Annotated in this window: 14 protein-coding genes and 1 tRNA gene; 5 read left to right on the top strand and 10 right to left on the bottom strand. The window is 35.2% G+C overall.

Features of this window, described 5'->3' with window-relative positions; translation table 11 throughout:
* Positions 1 to 2 precede the first annotated feature (2 nt).
* Genes pgsA through yfmF form a run of 4 tightly spaced genes read right to left on the bottom strand, consistent with a single transcriptional unit; the run spans position 3 to position 3,946 of the window.
* Positions 3 to 542, bottom strand: coding sequence for a CDP-diacylglycerol--glycerol-3-phosphate 3-phosphatidyltransferase (gene pgsA / locus HMPREF2837_RS02305; protein WP_000711962.1), 540 nt, complete (start codon positions 540 to 542; stop codon positions 3 to 5).
* Positions 543 to 553: 11 nt separating this feature from the next.
* Positions 554 to 1,378 (bottom strand): cytoskeleton protein RodZ, encoded by an 825-nt coding sequence (rodZ, locus tag HMPREF2837_RS02300; RefSeq protein WP_075230582.1) that lies wholly within the window; start codon positions 1,376 to 1,378, stop codon positions 554 to 556.
* A gap of 37 nt (positions 1,379 to 1,415) precedes the next feature.
* On the bottom strand, positions 1,416 to 2,699 hold the full coding sequence (gene yfmH / locus HMPREF2837_RS02295; protein ID WP_049549087.1) for an EF-P 5-aminopentanol modification-associated protein YfmH: 1,284 nt from the start codon (positions 2,697 to 2,699) through the stop codon (positions 1,416 to 1,418).
* Positions 2,696 to 3,946 (bottom strand): EF-P 5-aminopentanol modification-associated protein YfmF, encoded by a 1,251-nt coding sequence (gene yfmF / locus HMPREF2837_RS02290; RefSeq protein WP_049549088.1) that lies wholly within the window; start codon positions 3,944 to 3,946, stop codon positions 2,696 to 2,698. The genes yfmH and yfmF overlap by 4 nt, the downstream gene beginning before the upstream one ends.
* Positions 3,947 to 4,107: 161 nt before the next feature.
* Between yfmF and yaaA the strand changes: the two genes are divergently transcribed.
* Both yaaA and recF read left to right on the top strand, forming a co-directional pair.
* The gene (gene yaaA, locus HMPREF2837_RS02285) at positions 4,108 to 4,476 is read left to right on the top strand and encodes a S4 domain-containing protein YaaA (protein ID WP_075230581.1); all 369 of its coding nucleotides are present in this window, start codon (positions 4,108 to 4,110) and stop codon (positions 4,474 to 4,476) included.
* A gap of 2 nt (positions 4,477 to 4,478) precedes the next feature.
* Positions 4,479 to 5,570 carry a DNA replication/repair protein RecF gene (gene recF, locus HMPREF2837_RS02280; RefSeq protein WP_075230580.1) on the top strand — a complete coding sequence of 364 codons (1,092 nt, stop codon included), beginning with the start codon at positions 4,479 to 4,481 and terminating at the stop codon, positions 5,568 to 5,570.
* A 54-nt stretch (positions 5,571 to 5,624) separates the two neighbouring features.
* On the opposite strand, the gene guaB is transcribed toward recF, so the two are convergent.
* Together guaB and trpS are read right to left on the bottom strand one after the other, a co-directional pair.
* Complete coding sequence (gene guaB / locus HMPREF2837_RS02275; RefSeq protein ID WP_075230579.1) at positions 5,625 to 7,103, bottom strand: IMP dehydrogenase; 1,479 nt, start codon at positions 7,101 to 7,103, stop codon at positions 5,625 to 5,627.
* 162 nt (positions 7,104 to 7,265) lie between these two features.
* The gene (trpS, locus tag HMPREF2837_RS02270; protein ID WP_049549092.1) at positions 7,266 to 8,291 is read right to left on the bottom strand and encodes a tryptophan--tRNA ligase; all 1,026 of its coding nucleotides are present in this window, start codon (positions 8,289 to 8,291) and stop codon (positions 7,266 to 7,268) included.
* Positions 8,292 to 8,497: 206 nt separating this feature from the next.
* Here trpS and HMPREF2837_RS02265 point away from each other — a divergent pair, with 206 nt between their 5' ends.
* Both HMPREF2837_RS02265 and HMPREF2837_RS02260 read left to right on the top strand, forming a co-directional pair.
* Entirely contained in the window at positions 8,498 to 10,120 is a 1,623-nt protein-coding gene (locus tag HMPREF2837_RS02265; RefSeq protein WP_049549093.1) for an ATP-binding cassette domain-containing protein, read from the top strand.
* 61 nt (positions 10,121 to 10,181) lie between these two features.
* The gene (locus HMPREF2837_RS02260) at positions 10,182 to 12,731 is read left to right on the top strand and encodes a YfhO family protein (protein ID WP_049549094.1); all 2,550 of its coding nucleotides are present in this window, start codon (positions 10,182 to 10,184) and stop codon (positions 12,729 to 12,731) included.
* 31 nt (positions 12,732 to 12,762) lie between these two features.
* Here the strand turns inward: HMPREF2837_RS02260 and HMPREF2837_RS02255 are convergent, their stop codons facing one another.
* Positions 12,763 to 15,417 (bottom strand): YhgE/Pip domain-containing protein, encoded by a 2,655-nt coding sequence (locus HMPREF2837_RS02255; RefSeq protein WP_049549095.1) that lies wholly within the window; start codon positions 15,415 to 15,417, stop codon positions 12,763 to 12,765.
* 128 nt (positions 15,418 to 15,545) lie between these two features.
* Between HMPREF2837_RS02255 and HMPREF2837_RS02250 the strand changes: the two genes are divergently transcribed.
* The gene (locus HMPREF2837_RS02250) at positions 15,546 to 16,088 is read left to right on the top strand and encodes a TetR/AcrR family transcriptional regulator (RefSeq protein WP_049549096.1); all 543 of its coding nucleotides are present in this window, start codon (positions 15,546 to 15,548) and stop codon (positions 16,086 to 16,088) included.
* 212 nt (positions 16,089 to 16,300) lie between these two features.
* On the opposite strand, the gene HMPREF2837_RS02245 is transcribed toward HMPREF2837_RS02250, so the two are convergent.
* The 3 genes from HMPREF2837_RS02245 to comD all read right to left on the bottom strand — a co-directional run bounded on the left by HMPREF2837_RS02245 (position 16,301) and on the right by comD (position 18,563).
* A tRNA-Asn gene (locus HMPREF2837_RS02245) sits at positions 16,301 to 16,374 on the bottom strand.
* A 120-nt stretch (positions 16,375 to 16,494) separates the two neighbouring features.
* Entirely contained in the window at positions 16,495 to 17,247 is a 753-nt protein-coding gene (gene comE / locus HMPREF2837_RS02240; RefSeq protein ID WP_049530388.1) for a competence system response regulator transcription factor ComE, read from the bottom strand.
* On the bottom strand, positions 17,244 to 18,563 hold the full coding sequence (gene comD, locus HMPREF2837_RS02235; RefSeq protein WP_075230578.1) for a competence system sensor histidine kinase ComD: 1,320 nt from the start codon (positions 18,561 to 18,563) through the stop codon (positions 17,244 to 17,246). Before comD ends, comE begins: the two co-directional genes overlap by 4 nt.
* Positions 18,564 to 18,572: the final 9 nt, after the last annotated feature.

Here is an 18,572-nt window from a genome sequence, read left to right as displayed (position 1 = left end):
ATCTAACGAAAGGTTCCTTTAAACAAATATGCGCTTCCCTTGAAATAATCATAACCAGAATAAACTGTGAAGAACAAGGCAATATAAAGAGTTATCTGACCAAGCACATTCCAGTGAAGTAGCAAGAATATTATCGCAAACATCTGACTAAATGTCTTGATTTTTCCAGGCATAGCAGCAGCTAGAACGGTACCTCCTGTTTCAACTAAGAGCAAGCGCAAACCAGTGACTGCAAGTTCACGGCAGATAATAACTGCTACCACCCAAGCTGGTGCCATATTTAGACCAACTAGCATAATAAAGGCTGACATGACCAATAATTTATCAGCCATCGGATCCGCAAACTTACCGAAATTACTAACCACCTGCCATTTTCTAGCTAAATATCCATCCAAATAGTCCGTGATGCTAGCAATAGCAAAAATAATTGCTGCTGTTATATGTAATACTGGAGACGGTCCAAATGATAGAAGAAGAACAAAAATGGGAATAAATAAAATTCTACCAATCGTTAGTATGTTAGGAATATTCTCTTTTTTCATATTATCCTTCCTTAATTTGAACTCATTGTCAGTTTAATCCAGCCAGTTTCCCCAGCCAATTTTGAAGTATCGATTTCCTGATTATCGATTTTCACTGTTACTCCTTTAACAACTCCCAATGTAATTGTTACAGGATTGTCTTTCGAAATCGTTGTTTTAGCTGTTTTATTATTAGGTTCGAGAGTCACTCCTCCTGCCAAATCAGTATCCGAAACACTGATCCAGCTCGTTACATCGCTAACAGAAAATTGAAGCTCAACTGAATCTTTAGAAGTTTTGTATTCTGCTGCTATCGTATCTCCCTGACCAGAAATGATCACAGAAGAGGCATCACTCGAACTTGATGAACTAGTAGATTGGCTACTACTTGATGGCTCACTACTGGAAGTACTTGTTGAACTCACAACACTATAACTTGCTGTAGCTGGCGTAGTTGGTTGGGTTTGAATGTAATTCCACACATAGTAGGTTACAAAAATTAAAATTAATGAAGACAAGAGAACAAAGTAAAATAGCGGGAGAAATGAATTCTTCTTGCGATTAGAACGTCTACGTCCTGAAAGCTCAATCTCATCAACATCTACTTCTTCATAGGTAATCATACTACCTGAATCATAGGCATCTAGAACAATATGTTCATCTAATTCAACTGCCCAAGCATATTTTCTCAAAAAAGATCGAGCATAAAAAGTACTCGGTAGTTTGTCAAAATCATCTGTTTCCAGTGCCTCCAACAAATCCAGTTGAATATCCGTCTTTCTGTGTAATTCTTCTAAGCTCAGTCCTTGGTTAATTCTTGCAAGACGTAAGACCTCACCAATTGTTTTTTTTCTCATACTTAACATTCCTTCTTTCTAGTGTATTTTCTAGCGATTATATCGGGAAAATTGTACAATCAACCATATCGCTATTATCTATCAAATCATGTCCTGCTTCTAGAACATCTTCTAAAGTAATTTCCTGCAAAAGTTTAGGAAGGTCAAACAGGGTCGAGCCTGTCTCAGTTGGATGATACTGAGTAGCAATATATTCTAAGGAATCCATACTATGAAGAAATTCCCCATACATCTCAGTTTTTACAATATCCAAATGATCCTCAGTGACATCCTCATCTTTCATAAAATTACGAATAGCTTTACGAAATTGATGAGAAAGTGCCACAGGTTCCTTTGTATCCATTGTTAATATCACAAAATGGAAACGACGATCCACTTCTATTTCTAGAGACAAGGAAGCATCCAGTTTACCAGACTCATATAATCTTTGAAATCTTTGTGAAGTCCAACCAAACATCATTGTAAACAACAATTTCAATAAAAGATGATAACGATACTGATCTCGATTTCCGATTTCTTTATTTCCTCTAATACCTATCGCTAATTTTGGAGAAGCTACGTCCATCCGTAAACTTTCAGTAGTCTTTACAGGATGTAAAGATATTTGTTCTCTTTTAAACTCATGTTTTTTCTCTTGAAGATAAGATTTCTTAGCAAAATAATCTTCAAGAAGTTCAAGTTTAAAATTACCGACCAAAAAGATATTACTATTGACAGGTCTGTAAAACTCTTTAAAGTTCTCTTTCAAATCCTCCAGACAAATAGCATCAATGGAGTTTTCACTGCCAACAATATCTGAAGCTAATGGACTTTCTGGATAGAGATTTGCGAGAGTATTGAAAAATAGACAAGAATCTGGATCATCCTGATACATCTCTCTTTCCTGCTGAATGATATCTTTTTCGCGCTCCACTGATTCTTCAGTCATATTGAAGGTAGTGACAAGTTCTTCAAGTAAATCTAAGCACTCTAGAACATTTTCAGAAGTCGAGAAAAGATAGCTAGTATTTGTAAAGCTCGTAAAGGCATTACTTTCAGCCCCTAGCTCTGTAAAAGCTGCCATAACATCTCCAGAATCTTCTCTTTCAAAAAGTTTATGTTCTAAGAAATGAGCGCTCCCTTGAGGATACTGTTGCAAGCCCTTATCATCTGCTGTAAACCTTGTGTCAACAGAACCGACTTGGACGCTCACAACTCCATAAACCTCGTTAAAATCCTTTTTAGGTAGTAAAGTAACTGTCAAACCATTTTCTAATCTAGTTTGATACAAAGTTTCTTTTACAGCAGGATAATATTTCTTTTGAAAAGTAGGTCTGGTCATTCTGCTCCTTCCATAAAATAAATAGCCTGCAACTTAAAACTATTTGCTGCTTCACAAATCGCTTCTCTATCAACTTGTTCAAGCTTATCGATTAAAGTTTTTGTATCAAGATTTGCTTTTCCAAAAAAGGTTGACAGATAATATTTATCGACAATAGAATCTTGATTATCCTGAGCTAGTAGTAAGGATCGACGAATCATTTGTTTAGTCTGATCAATTTCCTTATCTGTAAACTTGCCATTTTTTATGTCAAGCAACTGATGATTCATCAATTTTCTTACTTTATTTCGATTTTGCCGATCAATTCCAGCAAACAATCGTAAAAATCCACTAAAAAGGTCCAAGTGACTCGATACCGTATAGGCTAGCCCTTCTTTTTCTCGTACTTGGGTAAATAGTTTCGAATGAGGAAAGGCTCCTAAAAGACCATTGACAAGAAGCACTGCCATCTGCTCTTCATCACCATACCCCACTGGACTATGGTAACCCATCTCTAAAACAGACTGTCCCAATCTCTTTCTAACAATACCTTCCTTAAGAATTTTAGAATAGGGTTGCTGATATTGAATCTTTACAGATGATTTACGACCTGTTAACGATAATTTTTTCAAATACTCTAAAACTTCAATTTCATTAAAATCCCCTAAAAAGAATAAGTCAATTCTATCTTCTTTCATCATTTTTTGAAAACTTGAAAAACAAGTTTTAGAAGTCTCTTCTGAAATTCTAGAAATCAAATCTTTAGGAACTAACTGCATTGATTCTTCTTGGAAAAACAATTGATCTAACTCTTTATGTGCAAAGAAGAATGGGTCTTCCAATTCTGATTCTAGCCTTGATAAGATCTGTTTTTTCTCGATGTCAAAAGCATTTTTCTCAAATCCATCCTCATCCGACAATGGTATAAACAGAACCTGGTGCAGTAATTCTAAAATTTGAGAAGTTAATACGTTTTTCTTACTTAAAAATTCATCACGCACATAGGAAATACTCAAATCCACAAGATGACTTTGTCCTCTTCGATAGGCGTGCGCTGACAAATCAGTTCCATACAAGGTTGCTAAACGTTTTCTAAACAGTTGAGCAGTTGGATAACTTTGGTTGGCAGTTTCAAGCATACTGGCACTTAACATGCGACTTGAAATTGAATCCAAAGACAATGGAGCTGTGAAACGCACAGTAATTTTATTAGTTTTAAATTTTTTTGATTGGATAAAATGCACTGCAATTCCAGGTACTAACTCCATCGCTTACCTCCTTCTACATAGAGTTCTATTATACCATGAAAAGAGAAATTTTTCTTGTTCTCTTTACCCCTTTTAGAATTAAAATCGCTTTCATTTCTAACGAATTTACCTCTGCCATTTCAAGGTAAAATATGGTATAATACCAAAGATTGAGGTGAACTATGGAATACAAATTATTTGAAGAATTTATCACTCTCCAAGCTCTCTTGAAAGAACTTGGTATTATACACAGTGGCGGGGCTATTAAATCCTTTTTAGCTGAACATCTTGTCTATTTTAATGGGGAATTAGAGAATCGTCGTGGAAAAAAAGTAAGAATCGAAGACTCTATCGACATTCCTGACATGAAAATCCAAATCATTCTGACGCAACCGAGCTTAGAAGAACAGGAAGAATATCTCCAAGAAAAACTTGAGAAAGAACGTGTGGCTAAACTTGTCAAAGAAATGAATAAGACGGTCAAAAAAAAGCCAACAAAAAAGACCCAGAAAGCTGAAACAAAAACTGCACCACGTTTCCCAGGTAGATAAGTATGTGGCTAAAAAACTTATCCATCAAGCAATTTAGAAACTATCAGGATACTGAGATTGAGTTTAATCCTAAATTGAATGTATTTGTTGGTCGAAATGCACAAGGCAAAACCAATCTTCTGGAAAGTATTTACTTTTTAGCTTTAACTAGAAGTCATCGGACAAAGACAGACAAGAATTTAATTCAATTTGAAGAACAACAACTTCAAGTTTCTGGAATTCTTCAAAAACGAACGACTACTGTTCCACTTGAGATTGACTTAACCCCAAAAGGTCGGATTACTAAAGTCAATCACTTAAAGCAAGCTCGGCTATCTGACTATATTGGACACATGAATGTTGTTCTATTTGCACCCGAAGATTTACAACTTGTCAAAGGAGCACCAGCTATCCGACGTAAGTTTATAGATATGGAGCTAGGGCAAATCAAACCCATATACTTGTCAGACTTGTCAAGCTACAACCATGTGCTCAAACAAAGAAATACCTACTTAAAGTCAGCGAATCAGATTGACGAAACATTTTTATCTGTTCTGGATGACCAGCTAGTAGACTATGGTTGTCGAGTGATGGTCCACAGAGAAGAATTTATTAAAAAAATGGAGTCTTTTGGTCGTAAAAAGCACTTTGATATCTCAGAGCAATTGGAAGAACTGTCAATACGCTATCAACCATCTGTAAACTTCACTGACAAGAAACACCTAGCAGAATCTTTCTATGCAGCTCTTCAAAAAAGTAGAGCAAGAGATTTATTTAAGAAGAACACTGGAGTTGGTCCTCATAGAGATGATATGATTTTCTTAATCAACGGTATAGAAGCAAGTTTTGGCAGTCAAGGACAGCATCGTAGCCTTGTCCTCTCTATCAAACTAGCTGAAATTGAGTTGATGGAAAGCATTACCAAGGAATCACCAATTCTTTTACTTGACGATGTTATGAGTGAACTTGACAATAATCGTCAACTTAAATTATTAGAGACTATATCCCAAAATATTCAAACCTTTATTACTACCACTAGTTTAGAACATCTTCAAAACTTACCTGACAATCTCAGTGTGTTTACAGTAAAAGATGGTCAATTATCTGTAAATTGAGCTTTACAACTTTGTAAACAACAAAAAATCTCCTGTCAAACAGGAGATTTTTTGTTACATTGAGTAGTTTGGTGCTTCATTTGTGATTTGCACATCGTGTGGATGGCTTTCTTTTAGACCAGCACCTGACATTTCAATAAACTGAGCGTTATCATGCAATTCTTTAAGGTTAGCAGCACCACAGTAACCCATACCAGAACGGATACCACCAATCATTTGGAAGACGATATCAGCTGCTGCTCCTTTATAAGCAACACGCCCTTCAATTCCTTCTGGAACAAGTTTATTTGCTTCATTGACAGAACCTTGGAAGTAACGGTCGCTTGAACCTTTCTTCATCGCAGCAATTGAACCCATACCACGGTAAGTCTTGAACTTACGTCCTTGGAAAATTTCAGTTTTACCTGGAGCTTCATCTGTTCCTGCAAACATTGATCCAAGCATTACTGCATTTCCACCAGCAGCAAGAGCTTTTACAATATCTCCAGAATACTTGATTCCACCATCAGCGATGATTGTTTTGCCATATTCACGCGCAACTGCTGCCGCATCATAGATAGCTGTAACTTGTGGAACTCCGACACCTGCGATAACACGAGTTGTACAGATTGAGCCTGGTCCAATACCAACTTTAACAACGTCAACTCCTGCGTCATAAAGGGCACGTGCTCCTTCAGCAGTAGCGATATTTCCGGCAATCAGTGTACGGTCTGGGAAATGCGCACGGATTTCAGCGATTTTGCGGAGAACTCCTGCAGAGTGTCCGTGTGCTGTATCGATGACAATGGCATCAGCCCCTGCTTCAAAGAGGGCTTCTGCACGTTCAAATGTGTCAGAAGTAACACCTACCGCACCTGCAACTAGAAGGCGACCAAACTCATCTTTTGCTGCATTTGGGAATTCAATTACTTTTTCAATATCTTTGATTGTGATCAAGCCAGAAAGACGACCTTCTTCATCAACCAAAGGTAGTTTTTCAATACGGTGTTCTTGAAGAATGCTCTCAGCTGTTTTTAAATCTGTACCAACTGGTGCAGTAACCAAGTTTTCGCTAGTCATGTGTTTTGAAATTGGTTGGTTGTAGTCAGAAATAAAGCGAAGATCGCGATTTGTTAGGATACCAACCAATTTACGATTTTCAAGAGTTTCAACCACTGGAACACCACTGATACGGTAACGTCCCATGAGTTCATCTGCTTCTGCAATTGTATGCTCTGGAGTCAAGAAGAATGGATCAATGATAACACCATTTTCAGAACGTTTTACCTTACGAACTTCATCTGCTTGTTGAGCAATTGACATATTTTTATGGATAACTCCAAGACCACCTGCACGAGCAATAGCAATAGCCATTTGGCTTTCTGTTACAGTATCCATGGCTGCTGTAATAATTGGGATATTTAAAGTCAAATTATCTGCCAATTTTGTTGTTAAATCCGCATCATTAGGCAATACATGACTCTCTGCTGGAATAAGCAATACATCATCAAAGGTAAAACCTTTTTTCAAAAATTTAGTGTCCCAATTAGACATTGAAGTTTCCTCTTTTCTTTCTTTTTGAGCTTGACGCTTTTTGTATTGTATCTATCATACCATTCTATGAAAATTTGTCAATTATATTGATAATAGATACTGTAAAAAAACTATCCCTTTAACTTTAAAGAAGAGATAGTTTTAGAGTTCGTATTTTATCTATTAATGAAAGTAATTTAGACCCATTGCTGATTTTACTTCTGATAGCGTTTGGCCAGCAACTTCTCGAGCTTTTTCACTACCTTTTTGAAGCATATTATACACTTCACCCATATCTTTGGCATATTCAAGGCGACGTTCACGAATAGGACCAAGTTCTCTTTCCAAAATTTCAAGCAGGTAACGCTTGGTCTTAACGTCACCAAGACCTCCACGTTGATAATGCTCTTTCATGTCAGTAATTTCCAGAGAATCTTCAGGACGTCCGAAAACATCTAAGTAATGGAAGACCATATTTCCTTCAATCTTACCTGGATCCTCGACACGAATGTGATCTGGATCTGTATACATACTCATTACTTTCTTACGTAAAGTATCCGCATCATCTGATAAGTAGATACCATTATTTAGCGATTTAGACATTTTAGCATTACCATCAAGACCAGGTAAGCGACCTGCTCCTTCATTTTCAGGATAAATCCCTTCTGGCTCTACCAAAACATCACAGTTGTAGGAATGATTGAAAGAACGCACAATCTCACGCGTTTGTTCAATCATCGGTTTTTGGTCTGTACCTACAGGAACATAATTAGCCTTGAAAGCTGTGATATCTGCTGCTTGAGCAACCGGATAAACTAAAAATCCAGTTGGAATGCTTTCTCCAAAGCCTTTCTGAGCAATTTCTGTCTTGACTGTTGGGTTTCGTTCCAAACGAGCCAAAGACACTAGATTCATGTAATACATAGACAACTCTGCCAACTCTGGAATCTGACTTTGGATGAAAATCGTTGATTTCTTCGGATCCAATCCCACTGCAAGATAGTCCAAGGCAACATTCCCGATAGATTCTACAATTGTTTGTGGATCTTTTGCATGGTCAGTTAAGGCTTGCTGATCAGCCAAAAAAACGAACATGTCATATTTATTTTCTTCTTGAAGGATAACACGATTTTTTAAGCTACCTACATAGTGTCCGATATGTAATTTCCCAGTTGGACGATCTCCTGTTAAAATAATGGGTTTATTCATCTTATTCTCCTTTGATATGGTCCTTTTAATTATAGCATTTTTTTGATAAAAAGACAGATAATTTTTGAAATCAAACTATATCTAGGATATCTATCCAATCGTAAAGAAACTGTCAACTTTATTTACAAAAAATTGACAAATAAAAATTTGAATATTTGGGGATTTTCTAGTAGAATTAAAGTATTATATATAATAGGAGAAAAACATTGCTTACAGTATCTGATGTCTCACTACGTTTTAGTGACCGCAAACTTTTTGATGATGTCAACATCAAATTTACAGAAGGAAATACCTATGGTTTGATTGGTGCTAACGGTGCAGGTAAATCAACATTTTTAAAAATCTTGGCTGGTGATATTGAGCCGACAACTGGTCATATCTCTCTTGGACCAGACGAACGTCTCTCTGTTCTTCGTCAAAATCACTTTGACTACGAAGATGAGCGTGCGATCGATGTCGTTATCATGGGTAATGAAAAGCTATATAGCATCATGAAAGAAAAAGATGCTATCTATATGAAGGCAGACTTTACTGATGAAGACGGGGTTCGTGCAGCTGAGCTTGAAGGAGAGTTTGCTGAACTAGGCGGCTGGGAAGCTGAAAGTGAAGCTTCACAACTCTTGCAAAACTTGAATATCCCTGAAGATCTTCATTACCAAAATATGAGTGAACTAGCAAATGGAGATAAAGTGAAAGTTCTCCTTGCTAAAGCCTTGTTTGGTAAACCAGATGTTCTTCTTCTAGACGAGCCAACTAACGGTCTTGATATCCAATCTATTACTTGGTTAGAAGATTTCTTGATTGACTTTGATAACACCGTTATTGTCGTATCCCATGACCGTCACTTCTTAAACAAAGTATGTACTCACATGGCCGACCTTGACTTTGGAAAAATCAAACTCTATGTCGGAAACTACGATTTCTGGAAAGAATCTTCTGAGCTTGCTGCCAAATTGTTAGCAGACCGTAATGCTAAGGCGGAAGAAAAAATTAAGCAACTCCAAGAATTCGTTGCTCGATTCTCTGCTAACGCATCTAAATCTAAACAAGCAACTTCACGTAAAAAGATGCTTGACAAGATTGTCTTGGAAGAAATCATTCCATCTAGTCGTAAATACCCATTTATCAACTTTAAAGCCGAACGTGAAATTGGTAATGATCTCTTGACAGTAGAAAATCTATCTGTCAAGATTGATGGCGAAACTATTCTTGACAACATCAGCTTTATCTTGCGTCCAGGTGACAAGACAGCTCTTATCGGACAAAACGACATCCAAACAACTGCCTTAATTCGCGCAATCGTGGGCGAAATTGAATATGAGGGAACTGTCAAATGGGGAGTTACAACTAGTCGCTCTTACCTACCAAAAGACAATTCGGCTGATTTTGCTGGGGGTGAATCTATTCTTGACTGGTTGCGCCAATTTGCAAGTAAAGAAGAAGATGATAATACCTTCTTACGTGGATTCCTTGGTCGCATGCTCTTCTCTGGAGACGAAGTTAACAAACCTGTAAACGTCTTGTCAGGTGGAGAAAAAGTGCGCGTGATGCTATCGAAACTCATGCTTTTGAAATCAAATGTTCTAGTACTTGACGATCCTACTAATCACTTAGATTTGGAATCTATTTCAAGTTTGAACGATGGATTGAAAAACTTCAAAGAATCTATCATCTTTGCCAGCCATGACCATGAATTCATTCAAACATTGGCTAACCACATTATTGTCCTATCTAAAAATGGTGTAATCGACCGTATCGATGAAACCTATGATGAATTCTTAGAAAATGCTGAAGTACAAGCAAAAGTCAAAGAACTTTGGAAAGACTAAATAATACTTTAAAACTCAGTTGGATTAACCAACTGAGTTTTCTAACATTCTATGAGGTAACATGAAAACATTTTTCAGAAACTATTGGACCTATCTTATTTCTTTCATCATTCCCCTAGTGATTATGTTCGGAGTCTATCTTTCTCAAGGTATCTACTGGAATAGTGATACTTCACCTTTATTAGGGGATGGATTTCATCAATATGTTATTTTTGATCTTAATCTCCGTCATATTTTACATGGAAGTGGTAGTTTATTTTATACCTTTACCAGTGGTCTAGGTCTCAATTTTTATGCCTTGTCCAGTTATTATCTTGGTAGTTTTCTATCTCCTCTTGTTTATTTTTTTGATGTATCAGGCATGCCAGATGCAGTCTATCTGTCAACCTTGTTGAAATTTGGCTTGATAGGTCTGTCAACCTTTTTTAGCTTGAGTAAAATATTTAAAAATATACCAGCCCCACTTCGATTAGCTCTATCTACCTCATATGCTTTAATGAGCTTTACAGTTAGTCAACTTGAGATTAAAACCTGGTTAGATGTTTTTATTTTAATTCCCTTAATTTTAACTGGTTTACATCTACTCATAACAGAAAAAAAACGTATTTTATACTTTACAAATTTGTCAATATTATTTATCCAAAACTACTATTTTGGTTATATGACTGCCCTGTTTTTAGTGGTTTGGTATTTTTGCCAACTTTCCTGGGATTTTAAAAGTCGCAAATATTCTTTCCTTGATTTTTTCCTAACATCCTTACTCGCTGGTTTAACAAGTTTCATCATGACACTCCCAACCTTGTTTGATTTAAAAACTCATGGTGAAAAACTAACTGCTATTACAAAAATAAAAACAGACGCTAGTTGGTACCTAGACATATTTGCTAAACAATTCATTGGTGCTTTCGATACTACTAAATATGGTTCCATCCCTATGATTTTTGTTGGCCTCCTTCCTTTCATCTTAACAATTGTATTCTTTACATTAAAATCAATTAAGTTTCACGTGAAACTATGCTACGCAACTTTATTTATCATCATCATAGCTAGTTTTTATCTTGAAGTTCTAGATCTATTTTGGCAAGGAATGCACGCACCGAATATGTTTCTTCATCGCTATGCGTGGATTTTCTCCACTCTTTTGATTTATATATCAGCAGAAGTTTTAAATAGGGTTAAAGATATAAAATTGTGGAACGTTTTCTGCTCAATGACCTTCCTTTTAGCTGGTTATCTAGCAACCATTTATTTTAAAAACCATTATTCATTTTTAACTAATTTAAATATCCTTTTAACAATTGAATTTCTAGTGGTATACTTGCTATTGTTACTGGCATTTATCCGAAAGATGATTTCACCAAAAATCTTTTCAATCCTTATTCTGATCTTTATACTAAGTGAAGTCAGTTTGAACGCAACATCGCAATTCAATGGAATTTCAAAAGAATGGGGATTCGCTTCTCGTAGCACCTATGACAAAGATAGTCCAAGTATGGAAGCTATTTTGGAGTATATCAAACAGCAACCAGATACATTTACACGAACTGAAAAATTGCAGACACAGACTGGAAATGACAGCATGAAATTTAACTACAATGGTATTTCCCAGTTTTCATCTGTTCGTAATCGCTCTGCAAGTACAACTTTAGATAAGTTGGGGTTTAAATCTTCAGGAACCAACCTTAATCTCCGTTATGCAAATAACAGTATCATTGCAGATAGTTTATTTGGAATCAGCTATAATATTTCTGAAACCTATCCAGATAAATACGGTTTTCATCCAAGCTATCAAAAAGATAATCTAATCCTTTATAAAAATCAATTCGCTCTGCCAATTGCTTTTGCTACGCAGTCTCTTTACAAAGATGTCGATTTCAATGACCATACTCTTGATAACCAAACTCAATTTTTAAATCACATTGCTGGCTTAAATGAAGAGTACTTTTATCCGATAAATCATCATACAGACTCTGGTGACAGCGTGGTCAATCTAAACGGAACTGATACTGAAGATGCAACTATCAGCTATAGCATTGAAGTACCTGATAATAGTCAGGTTTACCTTTCCATGACCAAGCTAAATTTTTCAAATGATAAGAAAAAGCAAGTTGACATCATTGTCAATGGTGAAAAAAAATCCTTTACCACAGATAATGCTTTTACATTTTTTAATCTTGGGTATACAGACCATAAACAAACTTTTGATATCCAAGTTAAGTTCCCAGGAAATGCTCAAGTATCATTTGAATCTCCAACTTTCTATCTATTAGATACTAAAAAGTATACGGAGGCAATTGCTAAAATAAAAGAAAATCCAGTAGAAGTGCAATCATATAAAAATAAAGTCATTGTAAATTATAAGGTAAAGAATGAAACATCGATCTTTTTCACAATTCCTTATGACCAAGGATGGTCTGCTTATCAAAATGGTAAAAAATTACAAATTCAACAGGCACAAACTGGATTTATGAAAGTTGATGTTCCTGAAGGTGAAGGAACTATTACCCTTTCCTTTATACCAAAAGGATTTATTGCTGGTGCAAGTTGTTCTCTTATAGCCATTATTGTCTTTATCTTTTACGATTTTAAAAGAAAAAAATATTCTAGATAAAAAAACTATCGACCGAATTGGTCGATAGTTTTTAATCTTCTTCAACTTTTTTAGGTTGGTAGGAAAGCATTCCTAAAGCAACAAAAATCATTATTGTAAAGATAAGGAAAATAATCTGACTATGAATATTACCTGTCATAGAAATGGTTTGTCGTAGACCTGAAACTGAATAACTCATAGGTAGCCATGGATTAATAGTTTTAAAGAATTGATTCGTCAAAGCTAAAGGATAAGTTCCTGCACTTGATGCTAATTGAAGGAGTAATAAAATTAAGGAGAAGAAGGCGCCTAGGCGAGAATTCCAGGTTGTCAATGCTGTTACCATCGCCATGAAAGCAAGACTGGTTAAAATAATCAAAGCAAAGGTCTTGAATTCGTGAACTGCAGTCAGTCCGATTAAATGTACTCCACCATAAACTAATACTCCTGCCAAACCAGCAATGATACCGTTAATTTCAAAGCGAGACTTAAACCAAGCCCAGCGACTTTCTGGATGGCGCCCAGAAGGCAATTTAGCAAAAATCATATTAGTTGAAATAGCAGCAACAAAAAGAGCAACTGATATCATATATGGAGCCATGGCAATTCCATTAACTGCTACTTGATCCTTATCAGTTTTTGAAAGACTTAGAGGATCAGCTAGTAAATCTGCATTTATTGGTTCAGTTGAAGCCTGTTTCAATTGCCCCTCAGCCTCTGTCAAACCTTGATTTAATTGACTTGAACCATCACTTAATTTTCCAAGTCCTGATTGTAAAATTTCTGATCCTTGAGCAAGTTGATCTGCTCCACTAGCTATTTTTTCAGAACCATTAGATAGTTGATTTGCACCAGAAACTAGCTGGTCTGATTTATCAGCTAATTGTTGAGAGCCCGCTTGTAATTGATTAAATCCAGCGGTTAAATCTGATGTTTTATTATTTACTTGGTTGACACCTGATGTAAGTTTATCAATTCCTGTTGCTAATTCTGGTGCATTCTCTGCTAACTTAGCAGTAGCACCTGTCAATGTAGAAGATTTTTCTGTCAACTGATTAGAACCTTGTAGCAACTTATTGAAACTTCCTGTCAAGTTCGAATTTTTCGAACTCAACTGACTTGCTCCTAAAACTACTTGGTCTACTGATTTTGTGTAGTTGTCAATACCAGATGCAAGAGTTTGCCTAGCTGGCAATAATTGACCATCAATTGCTGTCTGTACTTTTGTTAATCCACTTGACAAACTTGTCAAGGTGGCAGTAGTAGTTGGTAACAATTGCGCTGAACTTGTTTTTAAGCTACTAAGACTATTTACTTGACTATTTACATTCTCTAAAGAATATTGTAACGTTTGAACTGTGGTTAAAATTGTTCGTGCTGAGTCACTAGTAGAAGATGATGAATTAGAAACAACAGAAGTTATCTCTGCTTGTTGGTCAGGAGTTAGGCTTTGATAAGCACTAGTAGATTGAATAGCTGACAAAGTAGTTTCTTTTTCAGCTTGATTTGAAGTAATGATGCTTTGTGCTGAATTGGCAATGGTTGATAGACTGCTAGAAAACTGAGTTGTTAACTCTGTTATGTCTCTTGTGTCTGACGTTTGAATAACTTGATTCAATTGCTCTAAACTAGTTGCTAATTGTTTAATCTGATCTTTTTGTTGGGTTGTCCCATCTAATTGAGTAGAAAGTTCTTGAATTCCTTGATTAAGTTGGGTAAGTCCTGTACGCAAGGTCTCTGATTGTTTAGAAATCTGATTTGCACCTGATGATAGACTTTGAACTCCATTTGTATAAGTATCAATACCAAGTGAAAATTGATTTAATCCTGAATTTAATTGAGAAACACCACCTGTATAGGCTTGTGTGCCTGAATCAAGTTGAGTCAATCCTGATACCAGTGCCGGTGTCTGTGAATTCAGTTGGTTTAATCCATTGTCGATTTGTGAAATAGCGCTGGTATATTGATTTAAACCAGTATTAAAATTACCAAGACCAAGATTTAACTGATTTACACCAGCTGTATAGGTTCCTAAACCTGTAGATAATTGATCAGCACCATTAGAAAATGTGAAACTCGATTGAGCTAAGGTTTGAAGATTAGTCGTTAAGGTTTGACTCCCATCAGAAAGCTGATTCGAACCATCAGCCAACTGTAAACTTGCATTTGCAGCTTGAGATAAACCAAGTTTTAAATCACCCATCTTCTCAAATAAAGCTTTGGTATAAGATTGAGTAACATTAGTAGCCACAGTCTGTTTGATTTGTGTCATGGTAGAATCACTCATCTTACTTGCAATAAAACTATGACCACTTGATGTCTGATAGTCAATCGTCATCTGTTCAGGATGATTTGTAAGGATAGAAGAAGCTTTCTCAGAAAGATTACTTGGCAACGTTACAACCATGTAATAATCTCCATCCCGCAGTCCTCTTTCTCCCTCACCTTCATCTACAAAATGAAAATCCAGGCTATTACTATCTTTCAAATTAGACACCATGTCTTCACCAATAGTGAGTTTTTCATCATTATAAGTAGCAGCTTGATCCTTATTAACAATTGCTACAGGTAACTCCGAAAGTTTACCATATGGATCCCACATTGAGGATAAGAAAATGATATTGTAAAGAGCTGGAATTAAGGAAATTCCTATCATGACAATAATAAATGTAGGTTTTTTAAAGATTGCTTTCCATTCTTTAAACATATTGTCTCCTTTTTTAAACTACTTGTCTAAATTTTTGATATAATAGATTATACATAAAAAAATTAAAAAGACAAGATAAAAAATCTATTTTTGAACACATTGTCTAAAAATGTTCATCTGGAGGGAACATGCAAGAAAGTAATAAACGATTAAAAACCAAGCGTATTATCGAAAATGCCATGGTAGAATTATTGATGGAACAACCATTCGATCAGATTACAACTGTTAAATTAGCACAAAAAGCTGGAATCAGCCGCTCCAGTTTCTATACTCATTACAAAGATAAATACGATATGATTGAACATTACCAAAGTAAACTATTTCATACCTTCGAATATATCTTTCAAAAACATGCTAATCATAAACGAGATGCTATTCTAGAAGTATTTGAATACTTAGAATCAGAACCACTTCTAGCAGCTCTTTTATCTGAAAATGGAACCAAGGAAATTCAAAATTTCTTGAGAAATAAACTTCACATCCTACTGAGCACAGACCTTCAAAAACGTTTTATGCAACTCAAACTAAATGAAATAGAATTAGAATACAGTAGCGTCTACCTGACAAATGCTCTCTTTGGAGTCTGTCAAACCTGGATTGCCCATGGAAAAAAAGAAAGTCCACAAGAAATTACGGACTTTTTAATGAAAATGTTAAGGGATACAAATTAATAAAAAAGCTCTATAATATTTATAGGAAATCACCCCCTATGATTATTATGGAGCCTATTTTGTTATTCTTATTAGGCTAAGGCAATACAATTTCCTTAGTTTTATTTTCGGACACAAATCATTATCTATCCGTATGTTAGGTATGCCTCCCCTCATTACATCGGACAACGAATCAAAAAAAGGAACACCAAATTAGTGTTCCTTTCATCTGACTCCGCCAGTAGGACTCGAACCTACGACATCATGATTAACAGTCATGCGCTACTACCAACTGAGCTATGGCGGATTAAATAGTCCGTACGGAATTCGAACCCGTGTTACCGCTATGAAAAGACGATTTCTTAACCAACGGACCCTCTACCTGTAGCAGATATAACCATTATATCAATTTATCAAAAATTGTCAATTACTTTTTTTGGTTTTTAGCCATTAGTTCTCTCAATTTTTTAGTTTTTAGGCGAGAGATAGGGCAACGATGATCTTCATAAAATACAACTTCCATTTTTTTACGATCAATTTCTCTCACATTACCGATATTGACTAAAAATGACTTGTGAGCTAGATAAAAACGTTGGGTTTCCTTATCCTTTTCTTGAATATCTGTCATTGTTCCATAAAATTCTTTTGCAAAATTCTTACCTACAATTCGTAATTTATGAGAAGTTCCAGTTGTCTCAATGTAGAGAATATCATGATAAGGAATACAAAGATCATTTCCTTTATAACTATAATCAAAATAATCAACGACTGATTGGTTTTCAAGTAAAGTAGTTTTAGTGTAAAGCACACAGTCGGCAACTCTATTTTTAAAAACTTGATCACTGGTTTCTTTATCAATGAAATCCAATGCTGAAACTTTGTATTTATAAGTCAAGGTAGCAAATTCAGATCGACTTGTAATAAAAACAATAATGGCATAAGGATTTCGGTGACGAATAAATTGAGCAACCTCAAATCCTTTTCTCTCAATCCCATTGATATCAATATCTAGAAAATAAAGCTGATTAACTTCATCATGCTCTACATATTCCATAAACTCTCTCACTTTTCCTGTTGTTTTATAGGAGATAGGAATATTTGTTTCCTTAGAGATTTTATTCAAAGTTGTTTCCAACCTTACTTGGTGTTCTATAATATCTTCTAAAATTAATACTTTCATATCAGTTCCCTCTTAAATCTAATCACTTGTTTAAATACATCATTATCAATTTCTGTTTCTAAAATAACATTGTCATATTTTCCTAAAATTTCTTTAACATTATTGAGCCCAAGTCCTCTATGTCTTCCTTTAGTTGAAAATCCTAACTCAAATAAATCTTCAGATTTTACCTTTCTTTTTTTACAAGAGTTTTGGATAACAACTAGAGTTTCAAGATCCAATTTGATGATAGCTACCTCTAGTTGTTTTTGATAGCTTTCAACTGCCCCTTCAACAGCATTATTGAGCAGAACGCTCATCACGCGCACCAAATCTAACAATTCCATAGACAAAGGTGTGATAATATCTTTTACCTCTAATGTGTACTCTACATCATTCGTTTTCGCATTGACAATAGATTGAGCAATCAAACTACGAAGAGCTGAATCCTCAATATTGTTCAAATCGAAATAGGTATACTTATCTGAACGTAATTTTTGATTCGCCTTTACAAGAACTTCACTGTAAACTCTGTCAATTTCTTGTAAATCTTTACTTTCGATCGCCATTCTTAAGCTGACAAGCATTCCTGTATAGTCATGACGAAAACCACGAATTTCATTATATAATGCAACAATCTCATCCGTGTAAGTTTGTAAATGTTTTTGCTCAAACTTCTTTTGTTCCAATTCAATTTCTTTTTCCATCTGAACTTTGTAAGAATTCATAGAGAAAAAAGTCAAAAGTAGACCAACAAAAATAATGGATGATAAAATACTTCCAAAACCATTTAAGTGACGAATCGTACTCACAATATCTGAAGTGAAAGAGACAACGTGTAGAAAAATAAATGTAAAGAGCACTTTTTTCAGAAAAGGATATAGATAGTCTTTATCAAAATATTTAAATTCGAGATGGAAATAAGAAACAACAACTTTAATAACCAAATAAGTTAAGATCAGGATAAATAGAGAAAAATAATTGTTATACTTCAATGCAAACTCATCTCCTGTAATAGATGATAAGGTTACTGATAAAAAGTTATTAGTACTATTATATAAAAGAGAAAATAATAGACTGATAAAAATCCCCTTATACTTCTCATACTTCTTAAATCCAACAAAGTAACCAAATAGGAGGAAAGGAAATAAAAATTTAGACAAACCAAAACTATCTAAGTTCAAGAAATGGAGAGTTACTTCTAATACTAATGGTAGTAGAAAGATATAAAGACTAAAAAAATATTGGTCTTTTCTAGTTGCTTTACAAACCCATTCATGAATTTTACTAATAATAAAAACATAAACAATAGCAATTACTAATCCGAATAAATCCATTATTTCCCA

This window comes from Streptococcus sp. HMSC071D03 (assembly GCF_001812125.1).
Lineage (GTDB): Bacteria > Bacillota > Bacilli > Lactobacillales > Streptococcaceae > Streptococcus > Streptococcus pseudopneumoniae_N.
Note: the sequence above shows the minus strand (reverse complement) of the source record. Positions and strands in the feature narration are given on the sequence as shown.